At 66.0% G+C, this 24,046-nt stretch carries 18 protein-coding genes and 2 pseudogenes; 13 read left to right on the top strand and 7 right to left on the bottom strand.

The window, feature by feature from the left end:
* Nucleotides 1-29: 29 nt before the first annotated feature.
* The 6 genes and pseudogenes from KI243_RS32115 to KI243_RS33035 form a co-directional block, all read right to left on the bottom strand.
* The gene (locus KI243_RS32115; protein WP_017125578.1) at nucleotides 30-518 is read right to left on the bottom strand and encodes a type VI secretion system tube protein Hcp; all 489 of its coding nucleotides are present in this window, start codon (nucleotides 516-518) and stop codon (nucleotides 30-32) included.
* A gap of 141 nt (nucleotides 519-659) precedes the next feature.
* A complete protein-coding gene (gene tssC / locus KI243_RS32110) occupies nucleotides 660-2,153 on the bottom strand; it encodes a type VI secretion system contractile sheath large subunit (RefSeq protein ID WP_177087258.1) in 1,494 nt (497 codons plus the stop codon).
* A 15-nt stretch (nucleotides 2,154-2,168) separates the two neighbouring features.
* Entirely contained in the window at nucleotides 2,169-2,684 is a 516-nt protein-coding gene (gene tssB / locus KI243_RS32105) for a type VI secretion system contractile sheath small subunit (protein ID WP_017125576.1), read from the bottom strand.
* A gap of 81 nt (nucleotides 2,685-2,765) precedes the next feature.
* A pseudogene (locus KI243_RS33040) lies at nucleotides 2,766-3,011 on the bottom strand (type VI secretion system protein TssA); the annotation flags it as partial.
* 452 nt (nucleotides 3,012-3,463) lie between these two features.
* Nucleotides 3,464-3,586, bottom strand: a pseudogene (locus tag KI243_RS33140) (type VI secretion system ImpA family N-terminal domain-containing protein); the annotation flags it as partial.
* Nucleotides 3,565-3,786 (bottom strand): type VI secretion system ImpA family N-terminal domain-containing protein, encoded by a 222-nt coding sequence (locus tag KI243_RS33035; RefSeq protein ID WP_280529446.1) that lies wholly within the window; start codon nucleotides 3,784-3,786, stop codon nucleotides 3,565-3,567. The gene KI243_RS33035 and the pseudogene KI243_RS33140, both read right to left, overlap by 22 nt.
* A 399-nt stretch (nucleotides 3,787-4,185) precedes the next feature.
* Here KI243_RS33035 and tagH point away from each other — a divergent pair, with 399 nt between their 5' ends.
* From tagH to KI243_RS32035, 13 genes are all read left to right on the top strand, one after another.
* A complete protein-coding gene (gene tagH / locus KI243_RS32095; RefSeq protein ID WP_212810292.1) occupies nucleotides 4,186-5,580 on the top strand; it encodes a type VI secretion system-associated FHA domain protein TagH in 1,395 nt (464 codons plus the stop codon).
* A 195-nt stretch (nucleotides 5,581-5,775) separates the two neighbouring features.
* On the top strand, nucleotides 5,776-6,273 hold the full coding sequence (tssJ, locus tag KI243_RS32090) for a type VI secretion system lipoprotein TssJ (protein WP_103032606.1): 498 nt from the start codon (nucleotides 5,776-5,778) through the stop codon (nucleotides 6,271-6,273).
* 15 nt (nucleotides 6,274-6,288) lie between these two features.
* Nucleotides 6,289-7,623, top strand: a complete 1,335-nt coding sequence (tssK, locus tag KI243_RS32085) for a type VI secretion system baseplate subunit TssK (protein ID WP_177087254.1) — start codon at nucleotides 6,289-6,291, stop codon at nucleotides 7,621-7,623.
* 6 nt (nucleotides 7,624-7,629) lie between these two features.
* A complete protein-coding gene (locus KI243_RS32080) occupies nucleotides 7,630-8,955 on the top strand; it encodes a DotU family type VI secretion system protein (RefSeq protein WP_017125571.1) in 1,326 nt (441 codons plus the stop codon).
* Nucleotides 8,952-12,455, top strand: a complete 3,504-nt coding sequence (gene tssM / locus KI243_RS32075) for a type VI secretion system membrane subunit TssM (RefSeq protein ID WP_017125570.1) — start codon at nucleotides 8,952-8,954, stop codon at nucleotides 12,453-12,455. The genes KI243_RS32080 and tssM overlap by 4 nt, the downstream gene beginning before the upstream one ends.
* Nucleotides 12,452-13,105, top strand: a complete 654-nt coding sequence (gene tagF / locus KI243_RS32070) for a type VI secretion system-associated protein TagF (protein WP_017125569.1) — start codon at nucleotides 12,452-12,454, stop codon at nucleotides 13,103-13,105. The genes tssM and tagF overlap by 4 nt, the downstream gene beginning before the upstream one ends.
* Nucleotides 13,106-13,834, top strand: a complete 729-nt coding sequence (locus KI243_RS32065; protein ID WP_017125568.1) for a protein phosphatase 2C domain-containing protein — start codon at nucleotides 13,106-13,108, stop codon at nucleotides 13,832-13,834.
* A 14-nt stretch (nucleotides 13,835-13,848) separates the two neighbouring features.
* On the top strand, nucleotides 13,849-16,983 hold the full coding sequence (locus KI243_RS32060; RefSeq protein WP_212810291.1) for a serine/threonine-protein kinase: 3,135 nt from the start codon (nucleotides 13,849-13,851) through the stop codon (nucleotides 16,981-16,983).
* On the top strand, nucleotides 16,983-17,699 hold the full coding sequence (locus tag KI243_RS32055) for an ABC transporter ATP-binding protein (protein ID WP_017125566.1): 717 nt from the start codon (nucleotides 16,983-16,985) through the stop codon (nucleotides 17,697-17,699). Before KI243_RS32060 ends, KI243_RS32055 begins: the two co-directional genes overlap by 1 nt.
* Nucleotides 17,699-18,901 carry an FtsX-like permease family protein gene (locus tag KI243_RS32050; protein WP_103032605.1) on the top strand — a complete coding sequence of 401 codons (1,203 nt, stop codon included), beginning with the start codon at nucleotides 17,699-17,701 and terminating at the stop codon, nucleotides 18,899-18,901. Before KI243_RS32055 ends, KI243_RS32050 begins: the two co-directional genes overlap by 1 nt.
* Complete coding sequence (locus tag KI243_RS32045) at nucleotides 18,894-20,621, top strand: SUMF1/EgtB/PvdO family nonheme iron enzyme (protein WP_177066332.1); 1,728 nt, start codon at nucleotides 18,894-18,896, stop codon at nucleotides 20,619-20,621. Before KI243_RS32050 ends, KI243_RS32045 begins: the two co-directional genes overlap by 8 nt.
* An 84-nt stretch (nucleotides 20,622-20,705) precedes the next feature.
* Nucleotides 20,706-21,650 carry a type VI secretion system-associated lipoprotein TagQ gene (gene tagQ / locus KI243_RS32040; protein ID WP_042935162.1) on the top strand — a complete coding sequence of 315 codons (945 nt, stop codon included), beginning with the start codon at nucleotides 20,706-20,708 and terminating at the stop codon, nucleotides 21,648-21,650.
* 139 nt (nucleotides 21,651-21,789) lie between these two features.
* A complete protein-coding gene (locus KI243_RS32035; protein ID WP_083875310.1) occupies nucleotides 21,790-22,167 on the top strand; it encodes a helicase in 378 nt (125 codons plus the stop codon).
* A gap of 441 nt (nucleotides 22,168-22,608) precedes the next feature.
* On the opposite strand, the gene KI243_RS32030 is transcribed toward KI243_RS32035, so the two are convergent.
* Nucleotides 22,609-24,009: an aminoacyl-tRNA deacylase and HDOD domain-containing protein gene (locus tag KI243_RS32030; RefSeq protein WP_017125562.1), complete on the bottom strand. Its 1,401-nt coding sequence runs from the start codon at nucleotides 24,007-24,009 to the stop codon at nucleotides 22,609-22,611.
* Nucleotides 24,010-24,046 lie beyond the last annotated feature (37 nt).

Genomic DNA, 24,046 nt, shown 5'->3' with positions numbered 1-24,046 from the left:
CCCGACGCCAGGCGTCGGGGGCGCGGGGATCAGCGCTTGGTGTTCGAGCGGATGTTCCAGCCGAACTTGACCGGGCCGCCCTGCTTGGAGCCGTCGGCCTTCTGTTCCTGGTACTCGACCATCACCTGGGCGAAGTTCAGGGTGACGTTTTCGGTCAGGCGATCATCGCTGCCCGAACCGCCGGTGCTCAGGGAGGTGATCAGCACTTCCTCGAGGTCGATCTTCATGTACTCGACCTGGCTTTCGCCGCCGGCCTTGCGCACCACCAGGGTGACCTTGTCGACGTGCTTGCCGCTGGCGCAATGCATCATCAGGTTCGGCGACGACTTGTCGACGTACTTGGTGATCGACAGGTCCTGGATATTGACCTTGCCGGCACCGCCGCCACCGCCCATGTGCATGTTGCCGGACTGGGACATGCCCCAGCTCCAGTTCAGGACGTCGATCTCGTCCTTGTGGGCCTTGTCCTGGGACTCGCCCTTGATGTCGCCGATCTTGATGAAGATATCAACAGCCATGTTTTCTCCAGTGTGGTCTTCACCACGATGTTGTTAGCCAGGACCCGCCAGGTAGGGGGCGGATTCGCTGTTATCGAGGGTTACACGGCCCCTTGCGGGAGCCGGCTCCTGCAGGGTGGGTGGTACCCACAAGGTTTGGGGTTACGCCCCTTTTGCCGACGGCAGCTTCGATACCAGGCGCAACGAAACCGTCAGGCCTTCCAACTGATAGTGCGGACGCAGGAAGAACTTCGAGGTGTAGTACCCCGGGTTGCCTTCGACGTCCTCGACCACCACTTCCGCCGCCGCCAGCGGGTGCTGGGCCTTGGTGGTTTCGGTGGAGTGAGCCGGGTCGCCGTCGACGTAGTTGAGGATCCAGTCCTGCAACCAGCGCTGCATTTCGTCCTTTTCCTTGAACGAGCCGATCTTGTCGCGAACGATGCACTTCAAGTAGTGGGCGAAACGGCAGGTGGCGAACAGGTACGGCAGGCGGGCGGCCAGGTTGGCGTTGGCGGTGGCGTCCGGGTCGTCGTATTCGGCCGGTTTCTGCAGCGACTGGGCACCGATGAACGCGGCGAAATCGGTGTTCTTCTTGTGCAGCAGCGGCATGAAGCCGTTCTTCGCCAGCTCGGCCTCGCGCCGGTCGGAGATGGCGATCTCGGTCGGGCACTTCATGTCCACGCCGCCGTCGTCGGTCGGGAAGGTGTGGGCCGGCAGGTCCTGGACCTCGCCGCCGGACTCGACGCCGCGAATCCGCGAGCACCAGCCGTAGTGCTTGAACGAGCGGTTGATGTTCACCGCCATGGCGTAGGCCGCGTTGGCCCAGGTGTATTTGTTGCTGTCGGCGCCGTCGGTGTCTTCTTCGAAGGCGAAGGCTTCCACCGGATCGGTCTTGGCCCCGTACGGCAGGCGCGCGAGGAAGCGCGGCATGGTCAGGCCGATGTAGCGCGAGTCTTCGGATTCGCGCAGGGAACGCCAGCCGGCGTATTCCGGAGTGGTGAAGATCTTGGTCAGGTCACGCGGGTTCGACAGTTCCTGCCACGAGCCCATGCCCATCACCGTCGGCGAGGCGGCGGCAATGAACGGCGCGTGCATCGCCGCGCAGACCTTGGACAGCTCGCCGAGCAACTCGACATCCGGCGGCGACTGGTCGAAGTAGTAGTCGCCCACCAGGCAGCCGTAGGGCTCGCCACCGAACTGACCGTATTCCTCTTCGTACATCTTCTTGAAGATCGGGCTCTGGTCCCAGGCCGTGCCCTTGAATTTCTTCAGGGTCTTGTGCAGTTCCGGCTTGGAGATGTTCAGCACGCGGATCTTCAGCTGTTCATCGCTTTCGGTGTTGTTGACCAGGTAGTGCAGGCCGCGCCAGGCGCTTTCCAACTGCTGGAAGTCAGGGTGATGGATCACCTGGTTGACTTGCGCGGTGAGCTTGGCGTCGATGGCGGCGATGATCGATTCGATCGACTTGATGGCGTCGTTGGACACCAGGCTGGTCTGCGCCAGGGCCTGCTCGGCGAGGGTACGCACGGCGCCTTCGACGGCTTCGCGGGCACGCTCGGTCTTGGGCTTGAACTCCTGCATCAGCAGGCTGGCGAACTCGCTGGGTTCGGTGGTGCCGCTTTGCAGAGGCTGATTGTCTTGCTGCAACTGGGTCATGATCGTTCGTCCTGATTAAGCGCTGGGCTCGGAGTCCTGGGGCTTTGGCGCACTCGCCAGGGCCTGGAGCAACGCCGGATCCTTGATGGCCTTCATGATGATTTCTTCGGCGCCGGTCTTGCCGTCCATGTAGGTCAGTAGGTTGGCCAGCTGGGTCCGCGCCTCGAGCAGCTTGTTCAGCGAGTCGACCTTGCGGGCCACGGCGGCGGGGCTGAAGTCGTCCAGGCTTTCGAAGGTGATGTCCAGGCTCAGGTTGCCTTCGCCGGTCAGTTCGTTCGGCACGTTGAACGCGACTCGTGGCTGCATGGCCTTGAGGCGCGAGTCGAAGTTGTCGACGTCGATCTCCAGGAACTTGCGGTCGGCGACCGCGGCCAGGGGTTCGGCGGGCTTGCCGGCGAGATCGGCCATCACGCCCATGACGAAGGGCAGCTGGACCTTTTTCTCGGCGCCGTAGAGTTCCACGTCGTACTCGATCTGGACCCGTGGCGCGCGGTTGCGCGCGATGAATTTCTGAGAACTTTGCTTCGCCACGTTGCTGCTCCTGGTCGCTGCTGCGACGGTGTAGGCGTCATCGGTGTCTGCCGTTAACGTAACTGCGCATTCCGCGGGGGCTTACTCGCCCTCGGGACCACGCAGGTTTTCAAACTGGGACATGCCATCGGGAATCAGATTGCGCACGATCGCCGCAAAGTCGGCGTGGACCAGATTCTTCGCCCGGTTCAACAGCACCGGCAACGGGCTCGAGGGCTCGTGGCGAGTGTAGTAGGCGAGAATCCGATCGAGGCTGCGCAACACGTCGTCGCGGTTGCCGATCTCGCCCGTGGCGCGTGGAGTCGCGGCTGCAGGGGCGTCGACCGGGGGTATCCGCTGGTGTCGGCGGGGCTTTCGGCGGCCTCGGTTTCCGGCTCGCCGGCGCTGTCCGGGGCGTACTCGGCGAGCACCTGCAAGGCGAGCTTGAGCAGCTGGCGCAAGGCGCTCAGGTCGACGCCCTGGGCCGAGCCGACCTGTTCGGAGACGAAGCGCTCGATGGCGTCGAGGGCGCTGCGGGCTTCGGTCAGGCTACGGCGCACGGCGTCCAGTTGCTGCGGATCGCTGTCGCGCAGGGCGCCGCCCAGCTCGTCGGCGTTCAGGCTCTCGTCGGAGAAACTCTGCAGGCCGCTGGCGTTCAGCGCCGCGCGCAGGGTGACGGTGCCGAAGGCCCGGGAGCGGGTCAGCACGCTTTCGCGCAGCAGGCGGACATTGGTCTCGCAGGCCAGGCCCGAGAGCGCATTGACCCGCACCGTGGGGTCATTGTCGTCATCGGCATCGAGCTGCGGGTAAAGCTCGGCCCAGTACTGCTGGAGCAGCTGGCTGATCAGGTTCAGGGCATCGTTCAGGCCGGCGAAACCGTCGAGGGCCAGGGCGCTTTGCGTCAGGAAGTGGGTGATGCGCAGGTCTTTGCTGCGCTGCAGCAGGGACGTGCTCGACTGTTCGATGGCACGCCAGGCGGGGGCTCGGCAGGTTGCACCGAATCGCCCATGCTACGCTCGGGTTTGCCTTGGGCGTCGCGCTCCAATTGCAAGAATTGCGCGTCATATTCCAGGTCCTCGCCACAGGGCGAGTTCGCGGAAACAGCGGCGAGCAACAACGGCACGTCCAGCAAAATCGATCTCCTTATCTGCTGGCAAAGTGCCAGCTATTTCCTGTGAAAGTTCCCGGGAGGAAAGTCTCATAGTTCTCGTTGATATTGGCTGCTTGATATCACGTAGCCATCATGTATAAACGAGAAGTTGTGCATTTTTGGTGTAGTACTTGGGGCTTGTCAAGGTAAGCTATCTGCCCTTTGTTACCGTTGTGACGGACTCGGCAAGGCTGACGACTCATGGGTCATGCCGTGTACGATTGTAAGAAAATTGTGGGTAGAATCCGGTAGTTTCGCCGAACTGGCTGAAATCAATAGGTTTTTATCCAGGGTTTGCAAGGCCCGGACGGGGCTCGCCGCAAGGTCGTTGTGGCGGGCTGGCCGCGCGTGGAAGTACTGCAAGGAGGCGCAATGTCGCTGTGTTTGACTATCACTAGTTATCACAAGATCACCCCCGGCCAATGTCCCGAGAAATCCATGGACAAGGGAGTGATGGCAATTGGCCGTAGTTCTGAAAATGACTGGGTACTTCCCGATCCGGAGCGGCTGGTTTCTTCCCGACATTGCGTTATTCAATATAAGGACGGACGTTACTATCTGACCGATAACAGCACCAATGGAGTGGAACTGGTCAATGCCGGTATCCGTTTGCGCAGGGGTAACAGCGAGCCATTGCAGGATGGCGAAGTTATCCGTATCGGTGAATACGAGATCCGCGCACGCATCGACTTCAACCTGCAACTGGCCGATGCCGCGTTTTCCGGCGTGGACTCTTCCAACAGTTTCGAGGCGCTGATGGGGCGTGCCGCGCCAGCGCCGACGCCTGTGCCGGTCAATACGCCCGCGGTGCATTTCCAGGGCGGCTCGGCGATGGATACCTTGCCCGACCTGTTCGATTTCCTGACACCCACCAGCGTGCCGCCGGCCACCCAGCCGGATCATGTGCCGGCGCAGCAGCATGATTTCCGTCCGCCGACCCCCCTGAGCCCGCCGGTTGCCGTGGCCGCACCCGCGGTTGTTCCCGCCGGCGGGGTGATTCCTGAAGACTGGGACCTGTTCGGCGATACGCCGAAGGTGGCGATCAACCCGCCGCCACCGGTCCCGGTAGCGATACCGGAGATTATCGAGCCGATTCCCGCGCCGCTCGCGGCAGTGGTCGAACCGCTCGTGGCCCCTGTGGCGCCGGCCGTTGATTCACCGTCGACGGCCGGGTCGCAGGCGGCCCTGCTGCAAGCCTTCCTGCGCGGTGCGGGCCTGGATCAGTTGCGTATCGACGGCGCCCAGGTGGAAGCGCAGATGGAGGCCATCGGTCGCAGTTATCGGCTGATGGTCGAAGGACTGATCGATGTCCTGCGGGCGCGCAGCAGCCTCAAGGGCGAATTCCGCATGCAGCAGACGATGATCCGCCCGGTGGAAAACAATCCGCTGAAATTTGCCCCGAACGCCGATGAGGCGCTGCTGTTGCTGCTGCGCCATGGCAACCAGGCCTTCATGGCCCCGGACCAGGCGGTGCGGGACAGTTTCGATGACCTGCGGGCCCACCAGCTGGCGGTCATGGCCGGGGTGGAAGCGGCGATCAAGCACCTGCTCAAGCGCTTCGAGCCGGCCGAACTGGAGGCCCGCATGAGCCGGCCCGGCGGCCTGTCGAACCTGTTCAGCGGTTCGCGTCAGGCACAGTACTGGCAACAGTTCACCGAGCTGTACACGAACATCTCCCGCGAGGCCGAAGAGGACTTCCAGGACCTGTTCGGGCGGGAGTTCAGCCGGGCCTATGAAGAACACAGCGCGCGATTGCGCCGGGGCTAGTGGGGTGGCCACGGGGGCCTCTTCGCGGGCGAGCCCGCTCCCACAATGTCCGGGTCTTGCGCAGATTTTGTGTACGCCTGGACCCCTGTAGGAGCGGGCTTGCCCGCGAAGGCGCCAGTAGCAGCGCCACGGCGCCAACGATTTTTTGCAACACAGGATTTAACGGATAGTTCAGCACGTCATTGAGGACGCAGGATGATTCACCGAGCTTTACTCGCCGCAGCCGCGACACTGCTGCTGAGCGCATGTGCCAGGGATGCGGCGGCTCCAGCGCCCGCCGATAGCCCGGTTGCCGATAGCGCCACCGTTGTCTTGAATTTCCATGCCATCGCTGGCCTCAACCCTGGCGCCAACGGCGCGCCGGCCCCGGTGCGCGTGCGTATTTTCGAGCTGAAGAATACCGCCAACTTCAGCCGTGCCGATTATTTCGCCCTGGCCGAACGGGCCCAGGCCACCCTCGGTGCCGATCTTGTCGATCAGGACGAGGTGCTGGTCCAGCCCGGCGAACAACTGAGTGTCGAGCGCCCGCTCAATCCCGCGACCCGCCAGGTCGGGCTGGTGGTGGGCTATCGCGAAATCGACCAGGCGCTCTGGCGCAGCGTGCTCAACGTGCCGCCCCGGCAAGTCACCGACTATCAGATCAGCCTCGATGTGCGTGCCGTGCGCAGCGCCGTCGAACGCACCGCCCCTTAGGCAAACGGAGAAGCCATGTCCTGGAACAATCGAGTGGTCTGGTCGGAAGGCATGTTCATCGGAACGCAGCACTTCCAGCAGCATGACCGTTATCTGGAAAACCTGATCGACGCCCGCAGCCGCCCGCTGGCGGTCGGTGCCTGGGGTTTTTCCGAGCTGTTGATCGACCAGGGCCTGCTGGCCCAGGGCAAGCTGGCCATCGTTTCCGCCCGGGGCCTGCTGCCGGACGGCACGCCGTTCAATATTCCCCATGACGACGTGGCGCCGAGCCCGCTGAGCATCGAGGACAGCCTGCGTGACGGGGTGATCTACCTGGCGTTGCCGCTCAAGCGTGCCGGTGCCCGCGATACCGTCGACGAAGGCGAGGAACTCGGCGGCGCACGCTACCTGAGCCAGGTGCGCGAAGTGCGTGACGACAACGCCCCGTTCGAGAACCGTGCGCCGGTGGCCGTGGGCTCCCGTGCGTTGCGCCTGCTGACCACCGGCGATGGCCTGAGCGACTACGCCGCCATCGGCCTGGTGCGGATCAAGGAAAAACGTGCCGACCGCGCCCTGGTGCTGGACGACAGCTATATCCCGCCGGTGCTGGACGTGGCCGCCAGCAAGCCGCTGACGGCCTTTCGCAGCGAGCTGCTGGGCCTCCTGCACCAGCGTGGCGAAGCCCTGGCCGGGCGGGTCGTCGCTTCGGGCGCCGGCGGTGCCTCGGAGATCGCCGACTTCATGCTGCTGCAACTGGTCAACCGCGCCGAGCCGCTGGTCAATCACCTGAGCCAGCTGAGCCCGCTGCACCCCGAGCGTTTCTACAGCGAACTGGTGAGTCTGGCCGGCGAGTTTGCCACCTTTTCCCAGAGCGGCCGGCGTCCTGCCGAGTATCCGCAGTACCAGCACGATGCCCTGGTGCTGAGCTTCGCCCCGGTCATGCAGGCGCTGCGCGAAGCCTTGTCGATGCTGATCGACAGCAAGGCCACGCCGATTCCGATCGTCGAGAAAGCCTACGGTATCCATGTGGCGATGCTCGCCGACAAGACCCTGATCGACAACGCCAGCTTCATCCTGGTGGTGCGTGCCGATATCCCCAGCGAAACCCTGCGCGGGCGTTTTGCCCAGCAAAGCAAGATCGGTTCGGTGGAGCACATCCGCGACCTGGTCAACCTGCAGTTGCCGGGTATCGGTCTGTTGCCGTTGCCGGTGGCGCCGCGGCAGATCCCGTTCCACGCCGGTTCCACCTACTACGAGCTGGACCGTGGCAGCGAGCACTGGAAGCAACTGATCCACTCCGGCGGCTTCGCGTTCCATGTCGCCGGCGAGTTTCCGGGGTTGAACCTGGCCTTCTGGGCCATTCGAGGATAAGCCGCGATGCACTCCAATGAAGATCCGCTGGGCCAGCCCGCGCCGGTCCCCAACGACCGTACCCAGTTCATGCCGCGTCCCGGTGGCCGCGAGCCGCAAGCCGCTGCCCGGGCCGAGCCGGTGGCGCCCTTGTCGATGCCGGCCGCGCCGCTGCCGCTGGGCCAGTCCCAGGGCCTGAACCCGCTGGAAAGCGCCGCCGGCCCGTTGCTGGCGTTGCTGACACGCTTGCGCAACACCATCGCCCACCCGGCACCGGCGAGCCTGCGCGCGCAATTGCTGGCCTATCTGCGCCAGTTCGAAGAGCGCGCCGAAGCCGCCGGCGTGGCCCGCAACGAAGTGCTGCTGGCGCGCTACGCGCTGTGCACCGCCCTCGATGAAGCCGTGCTCAGCACGCCGTGGGGCAGCGCCAGTGAATGGGGCAAGCAGAGCCTGCTGATCACTGTGCACAACGAGGCCTGGGGTGGCGAAAAGGTCTTCCAGCTGCTCGAACATTGCCTGCAGAGCCCGCGCGAACGCCTGTATCTGCTGGAGCTGCTGTACCTGTGCATCTGCCTGGGGTTCGAAGGTCGTTATCGGGTGATGAACGACGGTCGCAGCCAGCTCGATGCCCTGCGCGAACGCACCAGCGCGGCGATCCGCAGTGCCCGTGGCGAGTACGAGCGCGAGCTGTCGCCCCATTGGCGCGGCCTGAGCGTGGTACGCGACCGCCTGAGCCAGTTCATGCCGCCCTGGGTCGGTGTCGCCATCGGTCTGGCGTTGCTGCTGGCGCTGCTGTTCGGCCTGCGCCTGAAGCTGGCCGCCGACGCCGAGCCGGTGTTCAGGAATATCCATGCCCTGGGCGAGATCCCGGTGCAGACCATCGACCGTCCGGTGGTGCAGCCCAAGCTGGTGGAGCGGCCGCGCCTGGCGGGGTTCCTCGCCGAGGAGATCAAGGCCGGCAAGGTCGCCGTCGAAGACAAGGTCGATCGCTCGGTGGTGACCATTCGCGGCGACGAACTCTTTGCCTCGGCCAGCTCCAGCATCGTCGATGACTTCCAGCCGCTGATGCTGCGCATCGCCGACGCTATCCACAAGGTCAAGGGCCAGGTGCGGGTCACCGGCCACAGCGACAACCGCCCGATCGCCACCCTGCGCTTCCCGTCGAACTGGGCCTTGTCCCAGGCGCGGGCCGAGCAGGTGTTGCAGATCCTCGCGGCGAAGACCGGCCAGCCGGAACGTTTCAGCGCCGAAGGGCGCAGCGACACCGAGCCCTTGGCCTCGAACGCCACGGCCGAGGGCCGGGCGAAGAATCGTCGGGTGGAAATCACAGTCTTGGCGGAGGGAGTCGAGTGAAGGCGTTTTTCGGTTTTGTCATTCGCTGGGTGATCCCGTTGCTGGGGCTGATCGCCCTGAGCCTGATCATCTGGTTCGTCGGCCCGCTGCTGGAAGCGCTGGTGCCGCCAGGGCGGCGCTGGGCGCTGATCATCCTGATCTTCGCGGTGTGGATCGGCTATCGCCTGTTCCGCCTGATCCAGGCCCGCCGCCAGGCGGCGAAAGTCATGCAGAGCCTGGCCGCGGAAACCGCGCCGGACCCCGCCAGCGTGGCCACCGCCGAGGAGCTGGCGACCTTGCGCCAACGCATGGACGAGGCGCTGGTGCTGCTCAAGAAGGCCAAGCTCGGCGGTGACGAGCGGCGCAACCTGTACGAGTTGCCATGGTACGTGATCATCGGCCCACCGGGTTCGGGCAAGACCACCGCGCTGGTCAATTCCGGGATGCACTTCCCCCTGGCCGCGCAACTCGGCGCCGGGGCGATCCGCGGGGTCGGTGGCACGCGCAACTGCGACTGGTGGTTCACCGACGAAGCGGTGCTGCTGGACACCGCCGGGCGCTACACCACCCAGGACAGCCATGCCCAGGTGGACAAGGCGGCCTGGCTGGGCTTCCTCGACCTGCTCAAGACCCAGCGTTCGCGCCGGCCCATCGACGGCGCCTTCATCGCCATCAGCCTGTCCGACCTGCTGCTGAGCACCGACGCGGAGCGGGCGGCCCATGCCACCGCGATCCGCGCGCGGATCCAGGAGTTGTACACCCAGCTCGGGGTGCGCTTCCCGATCTACCTGATGCTGACCAAGCTGGACCTGGTGCCGGGGTTCATGGAGTTCTTCGATGCCCTGAGCAAGGAAGAACGGGCACAGGTCTGGGGCATGACCTTTGCCCTGGACGACGGCAAGAACGCCGAAGGTCCGCTGTTGCATTTCAAGAGCGAATTCGCCGCGCTTGAGCAGCGCCTCAACGCCCGCCTGGTGGAGCGCCTGCAGCAGGAACGCGACCCGGCGCGGCGCGACCTGATCTACGGTTTCCCGCAGCAGTTCGGCGCGCTGAAGGAATGCCTGCAGAGCTTCCTCGACGGCGTGTTCAAGCCCAACGCCTATGAAGACCGGGCGCTGTTGCGCGGCGTGTACTTCACCAGCGGCACCCAGGAAGGCAGCCCGATCGACCGCCTGATCGGTGCCATGGCCCAGAGCATGAACCTGGACCGCCAGCAACTGGCCCGCCAGAGCGGTACCGGGCGCAGCTATTTCATCGAGAAGCTGTTCACCGCCGTGGCCTTCGCCGAGCGCGGACTGGTCGGCGTCAACCCCAAGGTCGAGCGCCGACGCAAATGGCTGGCCCGTGGCGTGCTGGCGGCAACGGTCGCGGTGGTGCTCCTGGTGGGCACGCTGTGGCTGGTGAGCTACCGCGCCAACCAGGCCTATATCGCCCAGGTCGACCAGAAGGTCGCGCCGCTGGGCCAGAGCGTGCAGAACCTCAGCCCGGCGCAGCGCGATGTGCTGGCGGTGCTGCCGCTGCTCAACGCGGTCAGGCACCTGGCCGGCGATGCGCCGGGCTGGTCCGAAGGGCTGGGGCTGTATCAGGGCGACATGCTCGAGGCCGAGTCCGCCAGTGTCTATCGCAAGCTGTTGATCGCGGTGTTCGCGCCGCGCCTGCTGACCCGGGTCGAGGAACAACTGCACGGCGGCGGCAACTCGGACTTCCTCTACGAGGGGCTGAAGGCCTACCTGATGCTGGCCGACAACGAGCATTACGATCCGGAGTTCATCAAGGCCTGGATCGCCCTCGACTGGGACCGCAGCCTGCCCCGTGACCTGCCGCCGGAGCAGCGGCTGGCTCTGGGCGAGCACCTCAAGGCGCTGTTCGAGCGCCGTCCGCCGAATGCCCGGCTGGACGAGCGGCTGATCGACGACCTGCGCCGCCAGTTGCAGCAACTGCCGGTGGCGCAGCGGGTCTACGACCGCGTCAAGCGCCAGAAGCTGCCGGAAGGGGTGCCCGATTTCCGCCTGAACGAAGCCGCCGGTCGCGATGCCGCGCTGGTCTTCAGTCGCAAGAGCGGCAAGCCCCTGGGCGATCCCCTGAGCGGCTTCTTCACCGCCAGGGGCTATCGCGAGGCGTTCCTGCTGAGCAGCCTGAGCCAGGCCGGAACCCTGGCCGAAGAGCAGTGGGTACTGGGGCGCGACCAGGCCGAGCAACAGAATGTCGCCAGCCTGGCGGCGGATGTGCGCCGCCTGTACTTCCAGGACTACCTGCGCCAGTGGGATGCCCTGCTGGCGGATATCGACTTTGTGCCGATCACCAGCGTGGCCCAGGCGGCCGATGTCCTGCGGGTGATATCCGGACCGACCTCGCCACTGAAAAAACTGCTGGTGGCGGTGGCCAGGGAAACCGACCTGCAGCAGGAAGAACGCCTGCTGGCGGCCCAGGGCAAGAAGGTCGACAGCGGGGTCGACCAGATCAAGCAGCGCCTGGGTTCGATGCTCGGCCAGGAACAGGCGGCCGGCACCGCGCCGGCGGCGGCGGGCGAGGACCCGGTCAGCGCGCACTTCGCCGAACTCAATGCCCTGGTCAACAAGGGCGAGGGTGAGCCGGCGGCCATCGATGGCCTGCTGGCGGACATGAACGCACTGTATGTGCAGGTCAGCGCCATGGTCGGTGCCAGTGGCGATGCCTTGCTCGGTGAAGCGAAGAACCAGGCCAGCGCCGCCGCCGCGCGGGTCAGCCTGACCGCCGAGCGCCAGCCACCGCTGGTCCAGGGGTTGGTCAAGTCGGTGGTCAGCTCCACCACCAACAGCATGATGGGCGGGGTGCGCAACCAGCTGAACGCGGCCTGGACCAGCGAAGTGGTGAATGTCTACCGGCAGTCCCTCAGCGGCCGTTATCCGCTGGCCTCCGGCAGTGCCCGGGACGCGACCCTGGATGACTTCGGCCAGTTCTTCGGGGTGGGCGGGGTGATGGACAACTACTTCCGCAAATACCTGCAGCCCTACGTCGATACGTCGGCGGCGACCTGGCGCTGGCAGCCGGGTGCCGCGCAGAAGCTGGGGATCGCACCGGGCGTGTTGCAGACCTTCCAGCGCGCCGCGTCGATTCGCGATGCGTTCTTCCGCTCCGGCGGCACTCAGCCGATCGTGCGTTTCGAGTTGAAGCCGGTAGCGATGGATGCCTCGATCACCCAGTTCCTGCTCGACCTCGATGGCCAGCAGATCAGCTACGACCACGGCCCGAGCCGGCCGGTGGCGATGCAATGGCCCAACCCCGGAAGTATCGGCGTGGTCCGCCTGTCGATCTCGCCGCCCTCGGCGACCGGTCGTTCCGGCATCACCCTGGATGGCCCGTGGGCCTGGTTCCGCCTGCTGGAGCAGTCGGACCTGGACGCCGGCAATTCCCCGGACCGCTTCAACCTGCGCTTGCGCGTGGACGGCGCGAGCATCTCCTACGAGCTGCGCGCCAACAGCGCCTTCAACCCGTTCAAGAGTCGTGTGCTCAGCGGCTTCAGCCTGCCGGAGCGCCTATGACGACAGTGGGTTTCTACGGCAAGCTGGCCAGCCGCGGCGACTTTGTCAGTCGCGGCCTGCCCCAGGGCTTCGTGCAGCCCTGGGACGCCTGGCTGGCGTCCGGCCTGCTCGCCAGCCAGCAGCAACTGGGCAGCGACTGGCTGAATGTGTACCTGGTCAGCCCGCTCTGGCGTTTTGTCCTGGCACCGGGCGTCTGTGGGCCCGAGGCGATCGCCGGCGTGCTGATGCCGAGCATCGACCGGGTCGGCCGTTATTTTCCGCTGACCATCGCCCAGCCGCTGGACGCCGGGCATGCCCTGGCGACGGTGGTGGGCGGCGCCGACGACTGGTTCGAACAGGCCGAGGCGCTGTTGCTGGCGACCCTGGAAGAAGAGGCCGGTTTCGAGGCCTTCGACCAGGGCGTCCAGGACCTCGGCGCACTGTTGTTTGCCAACAAGCCCCCGACCTGCGATTTCGCCGGGTTGCAGCGCTTTGCCGCGCTCGATGCGCAGAGTCGTGGCCTGGCCCTGGCCGAGCAGGCCTGTGTCGGCGCGAGTCTGTGGTGGGGACGTGGTTCGCAGCGGATCGCCGCCGGCCTGATGCGCTGCACGGGGTTGCCGGCGACCGCCGATTTCGGCAGTTTCCTGTTGGGCAGCGGAGTGTCGAACTAGATGTCCAGCACACCTGCAATCACTTATCAGTCCGCCAGCTACAGCCATGTCGGCATGGTTCGCCAGATCAACGAAGACGCTTGCCTGGAATTGCCCGATGCCGGCCTGTGGGCCGTCGCCGATGGCATGGGCGGTCACGCGGCGGGCGATTACGTCGCCAGCCTGATCGTCGACACCTTGCGGCGCATTCCGCCATCGGACTCCCTGGCGATCTACAGCAATGCCCTGCGCACGCGGCTGGCCGAGGTCAACGCGGCGGTCCGCGAGGAAACGAGCAACCGGGGTGTCGCGATGATGGGGAGTACCGTGGTCCTGCTGGCGGTGCGCGGCGATGCCGCGGTCTGCCTGTGGGCCGGCGACAGCCGCCTGTATCGCCTGCGCGACGGCCAGCTGGAGAGCATTTCCCGCGATCACAGCTATGTCCAGGACCTGCAGGACAGCGGCCTGCTCAGCGAGGCCGAGGCGCGGGTGCATCCACGGGCCAATATCGTCACCCGGGCGATTGGCGTCGAGGCGCAACTGGAACTGTCGACGAGCAACTTCCAGGTGCTCTCCGGCGACAGCTACCTGCTGTGCAGCGACGGTCTGAACAAGACCGCCGAGGATGCGGAGATCCGCGACGTGCTCGGCCACCCGGATCCCTATGAGGTGGTGCGCAGCCTGGTGCACCTGGGCCTGACCCGGGGCGCCCCCGACAACATTACGGCGATCGTCGTCAAAGCCACCTGAAGACACCCCAACCCATGGACATACTGATTCCCGGATTCGACATCGACGGCGAGATTGGCGAAGGCGCCATGGCCACCGTCTACCTGGCGACCCAACGGTCGCTGGAGCGCAAGGTGGCGCTGAAAGTCATGGCGGCCGCGCTGGCCGCCGACCCGAGCTTCTGCGAGCGCTTCCTGCGCGAAGGCCGGACCCTGGCGCGGCTGTCGCACCCGCATACCGTGACCATCCACGATATCGGCAATGTCGGCGAGCTGTACTACATGGCCATGGAGTACCTGCCCAACGGCACGCTCAAGGAGCGCATCGCCGCCGGCCTGAGCCCGGAGCAGGGCCTGGGCTATATCCGCCAGATCGCCTCGGCGCTGGGGTATGCCCATGCCCAGGGCCTGGTGCACCGCGATGTGAAACCGGCCAACATCCTGTTCCGCGCCGACGGTACCGCGGTGCTCTCGGACTTCGGCATCGCCAAGTCGCTGGACGACCGTACCCAGTTCACCCAGGCCGGATTCGCGGTCGGCACGCCGAGCTACATGAGCCCGGAGCAGGCGCGGGGCCAGGATATCGACGGTCGCGCCGACCTCTACGCGCTGGGCGTGGTGCTCTACGAGATCCTCGTCGGCAAGCTGCCGTATACCGGCACCGATGCGCTGTCCACGGCGCTGGCGCACCTCACCGAGCCGTTGCCGGAGCTGCCGATCCAGCACGGTCGTTACCAGGACATCCTGCGTCGGCTGCTGGCCAAGGACCCGGCGGAGCGTTTCCCCGATGCGGCGGCCTTGCTGGCGGCGCTGGACAACCTGCCGCCCGAGACGCTGGAGTCGACCCTGATCCAGCCCCTGGCGGTGCCGACGCCGGTTGCGCAGCCGATGCCGTCCCCGGGAACCGACCTGGGTGGGCTGACGCCGGTCTCGATCGAGATTCCCACCAGTGCGCCGGCACAACCCGCGCCCGCGCCGCGCCCGGCTGCGCAACCGGTGCTCGATCCGGCTGCCGGCTCGCAGCAGCGCCGTGGCCCGGTGCTCGCGTTGCTGGCCGTGGCGGTGGCGGCTGCCCTGGGCATCGGCGGCGCCGGCTACTGGTGGCTGAGCGCCGATGCCCCGGCGAAACCCCCTGCGGGCGGTCAGTCGAGCGCCAGCGCCACGACGTCTTCGTCAACGCCGCCGGGAGCGACCACGGGCTCATCGGCGACGGCCACCGCGGCGACGAAACCACCTCCGGCCTCGGACAAGCCGACCACGCCGTCGACAGCGCTCCCGACCGTCGGCGAATCGACGCCGGGCGAAGCGGACGGCGGCAATCGCCCCTTACTGATGGCGGGCAAGAAGACCCTGTTCCAGCGCGTGCTGAGCCAGCCCGGTGCACAGCTCTACAGTTCGCCGGGGGGACAGAAGGACAAGGTCCTGCCGGCGTTCTCGGTGCTTTATGTCTATCAGCGCAAGCATGTCGACGGCGCCGATTGGGTGCGCGTCGGCGCGGCCAGCGACGGACGCAGCGCGGGCTGGCTGCCGGGCGCGAAGGTCAGCGAGTGGAAGCAGAGCCTGGTGCTGAAATTCACCGAGCGCTCCGGACGGGCACCGGTGATGTTCCTGCGCCAGTCCGCCGATCTCGACCGCCTGCTGGCCGATCCGTCGGCGGCGAAGAACCTGCTGCTCAACGCCCAGAAGAATCCGGCGGACGACCAGCGCGTGCTGGCCCTGGAACCGGCGGCCAGCGCCGTGCCACAGAACCAGTTCTACCTGCTGCCGATTTTCGCCTCGCGGGAAAGCTTCGATGAAAACGGCCAGCCGGTGCAGTTGCTCAATGTCGCCTCGATCGATCCCGGCACCGGTGGGCAAAGCACCGGCAACGGCGCCGCGCCCGTAGCGGCGGCGACCGACAGCTTCCGTACCGCTATCGTGCTGGTGGTGGACACCACGGTGTCGATGCAGCCCTATATCGACCAGATCCGCGATGTGGTCCACGAACTGCAAAGCCAGATCGCCCAGCGCGGCGAACTGGACAGCGTGAGTTTCGGCCTGGTGGGCTTTCGCAACAACATCCAGAAGACCCCCGGCCTGGAGTACCTGGCCAAGACCCTGGTGACCCTCGACCAGGGCCGCGATCCCGAGCGCTTTCTCGAACTGGCGCGGCAGGTCAAGGCATCGACGGTGTCGAGCCATTCGTTCAACGAGGACTCCTTCGCCGGAGTCATGCAGGCGGTCAACGGCATGGACTGGTCGGGCTACGGCGGGCGCCTGATCCTGCTGGTCAGCGACGCCGGTTCACTGCGCAAGAACGATCCCTACAGCAGCACCCAGATGAACGAGGCGGAGATTCGCCAGGCGGCGCTGGGCAAGCAGATCAAGATCTACGCGCTGCACCTGCGCAGCGATGCCGGGAAGAAGAATCACGCCTTCGCCGAGCAGCAGTACCGGACCCTGACCGCCGACGCCAACCCGAAGATCGGCGATCTCTATATCCCGGTCCAGGGCGGCGATGTGCGCAAGCTCGGCGAGCGGGTCGGCGAGATCGGCTCGGTGTTCGCCAATCTCGTGCACCAGGTGCGCAGCAACCAGGCGCAGGCCGTGCCGCTGCTGGCGGCGGCGCCAAGCCTGGCGGACAAGTCGGCGGCCATCGGCTATGCGATGCACATGGATTTCCTCGGCCGCAAGGGGGCCAGCCAGGCGCCGCAGCTGGTCAGTGCCTGGACCGCCGACCGCGACCTGACCAACCCGGCCCTGCCGGCGTTCCAGGTCTGCGTGATGCTGACCAAGCTGCAGCTCAACGATCTGCAGCAGTCGCTGAAACTGATTGTCGATGCCGCGCGCAAGACCCAGACCTCGCCCAAGGATTTCTTTCAGGAAATCGCCAGCGCCAGCGCCTACATGAGCCGCGATCCGGCGGCCCTGCGCAAGGGCGGCAACCTCGCCGACGGCGGCGTGCTCGGCGAGTACCTGGAAGGCCTGCCATATCGCAGCAAGTCGCTGAGCATGACCCAGGACCTGTGGTTGTCCCTGAGCGTCGCCGAGCAGGAAGACTTTATCGACGAACTGGATTCGAAGATCCGTCTCTACGAGACCTTCCACAACGATGTGGCCAACTGGGTCCGGTTCGGCGATGCCGAGCCGGGTGACGCGCTGTATCGCGTGCCGTTGTCGACGCTGCCGTGATGATCAGCCTGCGCGAGGTGCGCAAGACGCGCGGCGAGGGCGCCCAGCGCTACAGCCTGGTGGTTCCGCGCCTGACCCTGGCGCCCGGCCAGCAGTGGGCGGTGGTCGGCCCCAGCGGCTGCGGCAAGAGTACCTTGCTCGACCTCCTGGCGCTGGTGTCGGCGCCGGATCGCGCGGGGCTGTTCGCCTTCGATGACCACAGTGGCGCGCTGGATATCGCCGCGCTCTGGCGCCAGGGTCGGCACGCACGGCTGGCGGAGTTGCGCAGCCGCTACCTCGGCTATGTGTTGCAGACCGGCGGCCTGCTGGGCTTTCTCGATGTGCGCGGGAATATCGGGCTGTCGCGCAAGCTGCTGGGAATGGGCGACGACGGCACGGTGCAGCAGCTCGCCGAGCAGCTGGAAATCGCCGATCAACTGGACAAGCCGCCCCGCGATCTGTCGGTGGGGCAGCGCCAGCGGGTCGGTTGTGCCCGGGCCCTGGCCCATGGGCCGCGACTGTTGCTGGCCGACGAGCCGACCGCGGCGCTCGATCCGCTGAATGCCGGGCGGGTCATGCAGTTGCTGTTGAACCAGGCCCGCGAGCAGGGTGCGTGTTGCGTGATTGCCAGCCATGACGAAGCCCTGGTGCGCGAGCTGGGGTTGGCGGTGCTGCGTATCAGTTGCCGGCGCGATGCCGATGGCGGTGTCACCGCGACCCTGGGAGCGGCATTGTGATGCGCGCTGCGCTGGTGGCGGCGCTGGCCTGGCAGGACTATCGCGCCGATGCCCGGCTGTCGGCCTGTTCGGTGCTGGCGCTGGTGGCGGTGATCGCGCCGCTGCTGGTGCTGTTCGGCCTCAAGTTCGGGCTGGTCAGCAGCCTGACCGAGCGGCTGGAGCAGGACCCGACGGTGCGCGAGATCATTCCCCTGGGCGGCGGCCGCTTCAACGCGGCCTATATCGCCGAGCTGGGGCGGCGCGAAGACGTGGCGTTCGCCTTGCCGCGTACCCGACAGATCGCCGCCACCGCCGATCTGTCCCTCGACAGGCAGGGCCCGGCGCTCAACGTCGAGATGCTGCCGACCGCCGAGGGCGATCCGTTGCTGGGTGGCCTGCCGGCACCGATCGGGTTGGCGGCGATGCTGTTGAGCCAGACGGCCGCGGAGAAGCTCGGGGCCAAGGCGGGGGACTGGCTGGAGGTGTCCTTCAGCCGGCAGGTGGCGGGCCGGGTGGAAAGCCAGCACACGCAGATCCGCGTGCAGGCGGTGCTGCCGCTGGAGGCCTTCGGTCGCGATGCGCTGTTTGCGCCGCTGGGCCTGCTGGAGGCCGCGGAAGATTATCGCGACGGTCGTGGCGTGCCGTTGCTGGGCTGGAGCGGCGAGCCGGCGGGTTCCGCCGCGCAGCGGGTGTATCCGGCCTTCCGCCTGTATGCCCGCGAGCTGGGCGATGTCGAGCCGTTGCGCCGCTATTTCGCCGAGCGCGGCCTGCTGGTCTCGACCCAGGCCCAGACCATTGCCCAGGTGCAGTCCCTGAGCCGCAACCTGTCCATCGTGTTCTGGATCATCGCCGCGCTGGCCCTGGCCGGTGCCTTCGCGGCGATTTGCGCCGGGGCGCTGGCGGCGGTCGAGCGCAAGCGTCGCGAGCTGTCGGTCCTACGCCTGCTCGGCCTGGGAACCGGTGCCCTGCTCCTGTTCGTGGTGCTGCAGGCGCTCTACAGCGGGCTGTTCGCCGCGGCGTTGAGCGTGGCGCTGTACGCCGTGGCGGAGCAGGGCCTGAATCATCTGTTTGTGCAGGTAGCCGGCGAATACGCCAGTCAGTTGCTGTGGCGCCACTATGTGCTGGCACTTTTCTCGGTGTTGGTGGTCTGTGCTCTGGCTGCAGCCCTCGGTGGCTGGCGCGTGGCACGGATAGAAGCTTCGGAAGGAATCAGAGATGTTTAAGCTGCGCAGCGCGGCCCTGGCGGTTCTTGTCGGTTCCCTGATCGCGGGGGGCATGGCCCTGGCCGACGACGACGGCAACAAGCTGGACAACCCCAAGCCCTTGAGTGGCGATATCAGCCTGCCGCTGCCGTGCGACGGCGAGATGGTGTTCCGCTACGTCTATATCCTCGCCCAGGGCACCCTGGATGACCGCGAGATCAGCCTGGGTTATCCCTTCAGCGAAGACGAACCCGGCTACAAGCAGTCGTTCATTTCCGGCTACCGGCGCGATTTCATCAACGGCCAGTTCACCCTCAAGGATCTGCCGGCCGATTGGCAGAAAGCCATTTCCCCGGCCCTGCCGAAAACCGACAGCGGCTCGCCGTTGAAGCCGATGTTCTATTTCATGGGCAAATACCCGGTGACGGCGCGCCAGTACGCGCTGGTCATGGCCCAGGCGCAGTCGCTGGCCAGCGGCGAGCCGGCCCCGGCCTGCGAGGCACCGGAGGGCATCGCCGGGCGCCTGCCCAAGGTCAAGGTCTCGCGGTTTGATGCCGAGCGTTTTTCCGCGGTCTACAGTGCCTGGCTGATGAAGTATCACCGTGATCGCCTGCCGGTCAGTGGACGTGGTTCATCGGCCGACGACGGCGGCCTGGGGTTCGTGCGCCTGCCCACTGAAGTCGAGTGGGAGTTCGCGGCCCGCGGTGGCCAGGCGGTCAGTCGTCAGGACCTGGAAGGCCGGCTGTTTCCCCGGCGCCAGCCAGGCAGCGACAGCGACGGCCCGCTGGCCGATTACGCGGTGTTCAACCAGGTTGCCGGCGGCACCGGCCAGGCCGCGCGGCTGATGCCGGTGGGCACCAAGCTGCCCAATCCCATCGGCCTGTTCGATGTGATCGGCAATGCCGCGCAGATGGTCCAGGAATCCTTCCAGCTGGTGCACGCCGGGCGGCGCCAGGGCGCCTATGGCGGCTTCGTGGTCAAGGGCGGCAACTACCTCGAAGGCGAAGGCACACTGTTTACCGGCATGCGCCGCGAGTACCCGCTGTTCGCCGCAGACGGCACCGAGCAGAGCAATGAGACCACCGGCTTCCGGGTGGCCATCGGCGCGTTGTCGGCGCCGCGCTCGCGCTACAAGGAGCTGTTCAGCCAATGGGAGAAGGAGGGCCGCCTGGCCGCCCTGACCGATGCCATCGACGATGCCCAGGACCCGACCAAGCGCCTGGACGGGATCATTTCCGCCAGCACCGACCCGCGCCTGCAGGCCGAACTGGGACTGGTCAACGAAGAGCTCAAGCGCAACGTCTCGCTGATCGCCCGCCAGCGCGAGGAAGCCGCCGGCAACCTGATCCAGTCGGCGGCCCTGGTGGCCGAAACCGTCAACAACTACAACATCCGCCTGACCAACCTGAAGAAGAGCCGCCAGCAGGCCCTCGATGCCAAGGACGAAGCCAGCGCCGCGCTGTTCGCCACCGCCATCGATAACGGCAGCAGCGCCCTGGACGGCGCCGTGGCGATCTATATCGACAACCTGGCAACGGCCACGCGCTACACCGATGCGGTGATCCAGGCGCAGTTCCAGCGGGTCAGGGAAGAACTCAATCGCAAGCCCGTGCTCGGCAACAGCCTGGTGGCGCGGGCGACCTTGTTCGTTCGTCATGTCGGGGACTACCGCAAGCAGCAGCGGGCCGATCCGGCGGCGATCTTGAAAGCGTTACTCGCATCGACCGCGCAGAAGCCTTGAGCGGTCGTGATCCGGCGAGTGTAGAGGGGATCCGGGCGGCAGGGTGTCGTCCGGCCAAGTCAAACCAAGAAAGGGAACATGAACATGATTTTCTCCAGCAAACCCCTTGCTTTAACCTCCAGGTGCCGTGCCGCGCTGTGGGTTGCCGCCGGATTCAGCACCGTGCTGATGGGCGGTTGCGCCACGTCCGCGACGTCCAAGGTCGGCGCGACCACCAAGGTCGAGTACTACCCGACCTGCTACGAGCCGGTGCAGCACCTGCGCGCCACTGACTCGGACATGACCAAGTCCGTCGCCACCGGCGCGGTACTCGGTGCCCTGGGTGGCGCGGCCCTCGGCGCACTGACCGGCGACTCCGACAAGCGTGGTCGCAACGCCGCCATCGGTGCCGCCGGCGGTGCCCTCGCGGGCGGCGCGGCAGGCTACTACACCGAGAAGCAGAAGCAGATCACCGATGACAACCAGCGTATCGGTTCCTATGCCACCGATATCAACAAAAGCGCCGCCGATATCGATCGCAGCACCGCCTACGCCAGGGCTTCGCAGAGCTGCTACCAGCGTGAATTCACCAGCCTGGTCAATGCCCGCAAGGCCAAGACCATCAATGATACCGAGGGCCGCAAGCGCCTGGCGGAAATCGTTGCCGGCCTGAAAGAGTCCAATGACCTGATCGTCGCGGTGAACGGCAAGGCCAGCGAAGACCTGAGCAACTACACCCAGGCCTACGAAAAAGACCTGCAGACCGTCGGCGTCCAGCGTACTGACGTGGTCACCGTGGCGACCGCCGATACCGCGCCCGTGGTTGCGCCGACCACCGGCAAGGGCAAGAAGCAGGTCAAGGTCGTGAAGAAGCCACCACTGCCGACCGTGCCGAAAGAAGCAGTCGCGACCGAGAAGACCATCCAGGACGCCAACGCCAAGAAAGCTGCCAGCCAGGAAGTGGCGAGCACCGGCCAGTCCCAGGTCAACAGCATGTGCAAGAACCCGGACCTGGGCGACTGGGCACCCGTGCCTTGCCCGAACGTCTGAGTGACCGGTTGGTCACTAACGTGCTGAGATAAGCAGCAAACGCCCACCGATCTTCTTGCAACGAAGCAGATCGGTGGCGTTCCCCGAACAAACCGCTACACTGCGCCGGCTATTCAATTTTTCTGCCGAGGCGCTGTGCATGAAATTCCGTTTTCTTCTCTGGGCAATGGGCCTGTTGATGGCCCGGGCCAGCCGCAATAACCCCGCGTTCCAGCAGCAACTGGCCGACAAGGCCCTGGTCTTCCAGCTGCAGACCCTGGACGGCAAGGTGGCGCGTCATTTCACGGTCAAGGACCAGCGCATCACCAGCAAGTCCGGGACTTACCCGGAGCCGGCGTTTGCCATTGCCTTCAAGGATGCCGCCTACGGCTTCGCCACGATGCAGGCGAAGAACAAGCAGCTGGCGTTCATGACGGGGATTCAGGACAAGTCGATCCAGATCAAGGGAAATCCGGCCCTGGTGATCTGGTTCCAGGGCCTGACCAAGTACCTCAAGCCGAAGAAAAAGAAGGCCTGATACTCATCCTCAGCCGCCTGGATCGCTTGTAGGAGCTGGCTTGCCAGCGATGATGTCAGCGCGGTCTTGCTGTCGGACCGCGTCGCCTGGATCGCCAGCAAGCCGGCTCCTACGGATGGTGTGCAGTCTGCGTGCATGTGGCGCCGACCTTGTAGGAGCTGGCTTGCCAGCGATGATGTCACCGCGGTCTCGCTGTCGGACCGCGTCGCCTGGATCGCCAGCAAGCCGGCTCCTGCGGATGGCGTGCAGTGCGGCTGCATGCGGCGCCGACCTTGTGGGAGCTGGCTTGCCAGCGATGATATCACCGCGGTCTTGCTGTCGGACCGCGTCGCCTGGATCGCCAGCAAGCCGGCTCCCACGGATAGCGTGCAGTGCGGCTGCATGCGGCACCGACCTTGTGGGAGCTGGCTTGCCAGCGATGGCGATCGTCCAGGCGCCGTATCAGCCCTGGCTGAACTGCGAAGCCAGTTCGCGCAGCAGGACTTCCGCTTCCAGCACCTTGTTCACCACGTCCTCGGCCTTGTCGCGGCTCAGGCCCAGGCGGTCGAGCAGGGCGTCGGGAATCTCCTCGTCCGGCCCGGAACCGATATTGCGGCTGCGCAGCAGGCGCACGGCCAGGCACACCAGGTTCGGGTACTCGGCATAGTCGCCGTCGTAGCTCGGGTCGTGCTGGAAGCGCAGCGCGGTGGCCAGTTCGTCCGGCATGTCCCAGTAACGCATCAGCCAGGAACCGATCTGTTCGCGGCTGATGCCCAGCAGATGTTGCTCGACATAGCTGTGGCACAGGTGCGGGTTGACCTCCAGGTGGCGGCAGATCAGCGAGAAGTGCGGTGGGAACACGTGAGCCAGCAGCAGGTAGCCGAAGTTGTGCAGCAGGCCCGCCAGGTAGGTCAGGCCGGCTTCCGGGCGCTGTGCGCGAGGCATGGCCCGGGTCAGGCCTTCGATCACCGCGGCGGTGTAGATCGATTGCTGCCAGTACGGCGTGCTGTGCTGCGGGTGGTCCTTGGGCAGGCTCAGGGTCTTGCCCAGGGCCAGGCCGAGGGCCAGGTTGATCACCAGGTCGAAACCCAGCACGCGGACGATGGCGTCTTCCACCGAGCGGATCTTGCCCGGCGAGGCGTAGTACGGCGATGCCGCCCAGCTCACCACCTGCGCGGCCAGCGCCGGGTCGGTCTCGACCACGCCGGTGATGTCGTCGATGGTCGCATCGGGATCGACCCGCAGCTTGATGATCTTCTGCGCGGTTTCCGCCAGCGGCGGGATCTCGATGGTCGCTTCCAGGCGTTGCTGGATGCGCCGGGCAGTGAAGGCCTGCACCGCCTGGGTGATTTCCTCGCGGTCATCGTCCGGGCGGTCGAGGTTGGGGCGGATGCTGCTCAGCGCTTCGCCGAAGCTGGCGGCGCTGGCCTTGGTGAGCATGCTCTTGAAGTCGTCGCTGGAGATCTCCAGCAGCAGGCCGACCTCACCGGAGTTGATCAGCACGCTGGGTTCGCGCAGCAGCTGTTCTTCGTACAGGCACGGCGAGCTGGTCAGTGCCGGCAGGCCCGGCAGCAGGTGCAGGCTGTGTTTGCCGAGCATGCGCTCCAGGCGTTCGGTCGGTACGGCCGTCAGGCGCCGACCGGTGAGTTCGGTCAGGCGGTTGAGGTCGAGCAACTGGTTCTGCGGAAACAGGACCATGAGCGCGCCGACTGCGTCGTCGAGCAGCACTGCCTGTACCTTGCGAGCGGCCGGCAGACCAGGCAGGTCCGGGACTTCGCGGTAGTTGATGGCTAGCTTGTCGAGCAGCAGCCGGACCACAGACGGGGTGTGCGGGGTTGCATCAATGAGGGCAACTTCTGTCATGGTCTGTATCCGGTTTCCTACAATTTCACCAGTATAA

Source organism: Pseudomonas sp. Ost2 (assembly GCF_018326065.1).
Lineage (GTDB): Bacteria > Pseudomonadota > Gammaproteobacteria > Pseudomonadales > Pseudomonadaceae > Aquipseudomonas > Aquipseudomonas gingeri.
This window is presented reverse-complemented; position numbering and strand designations above follow the sequence as displayed.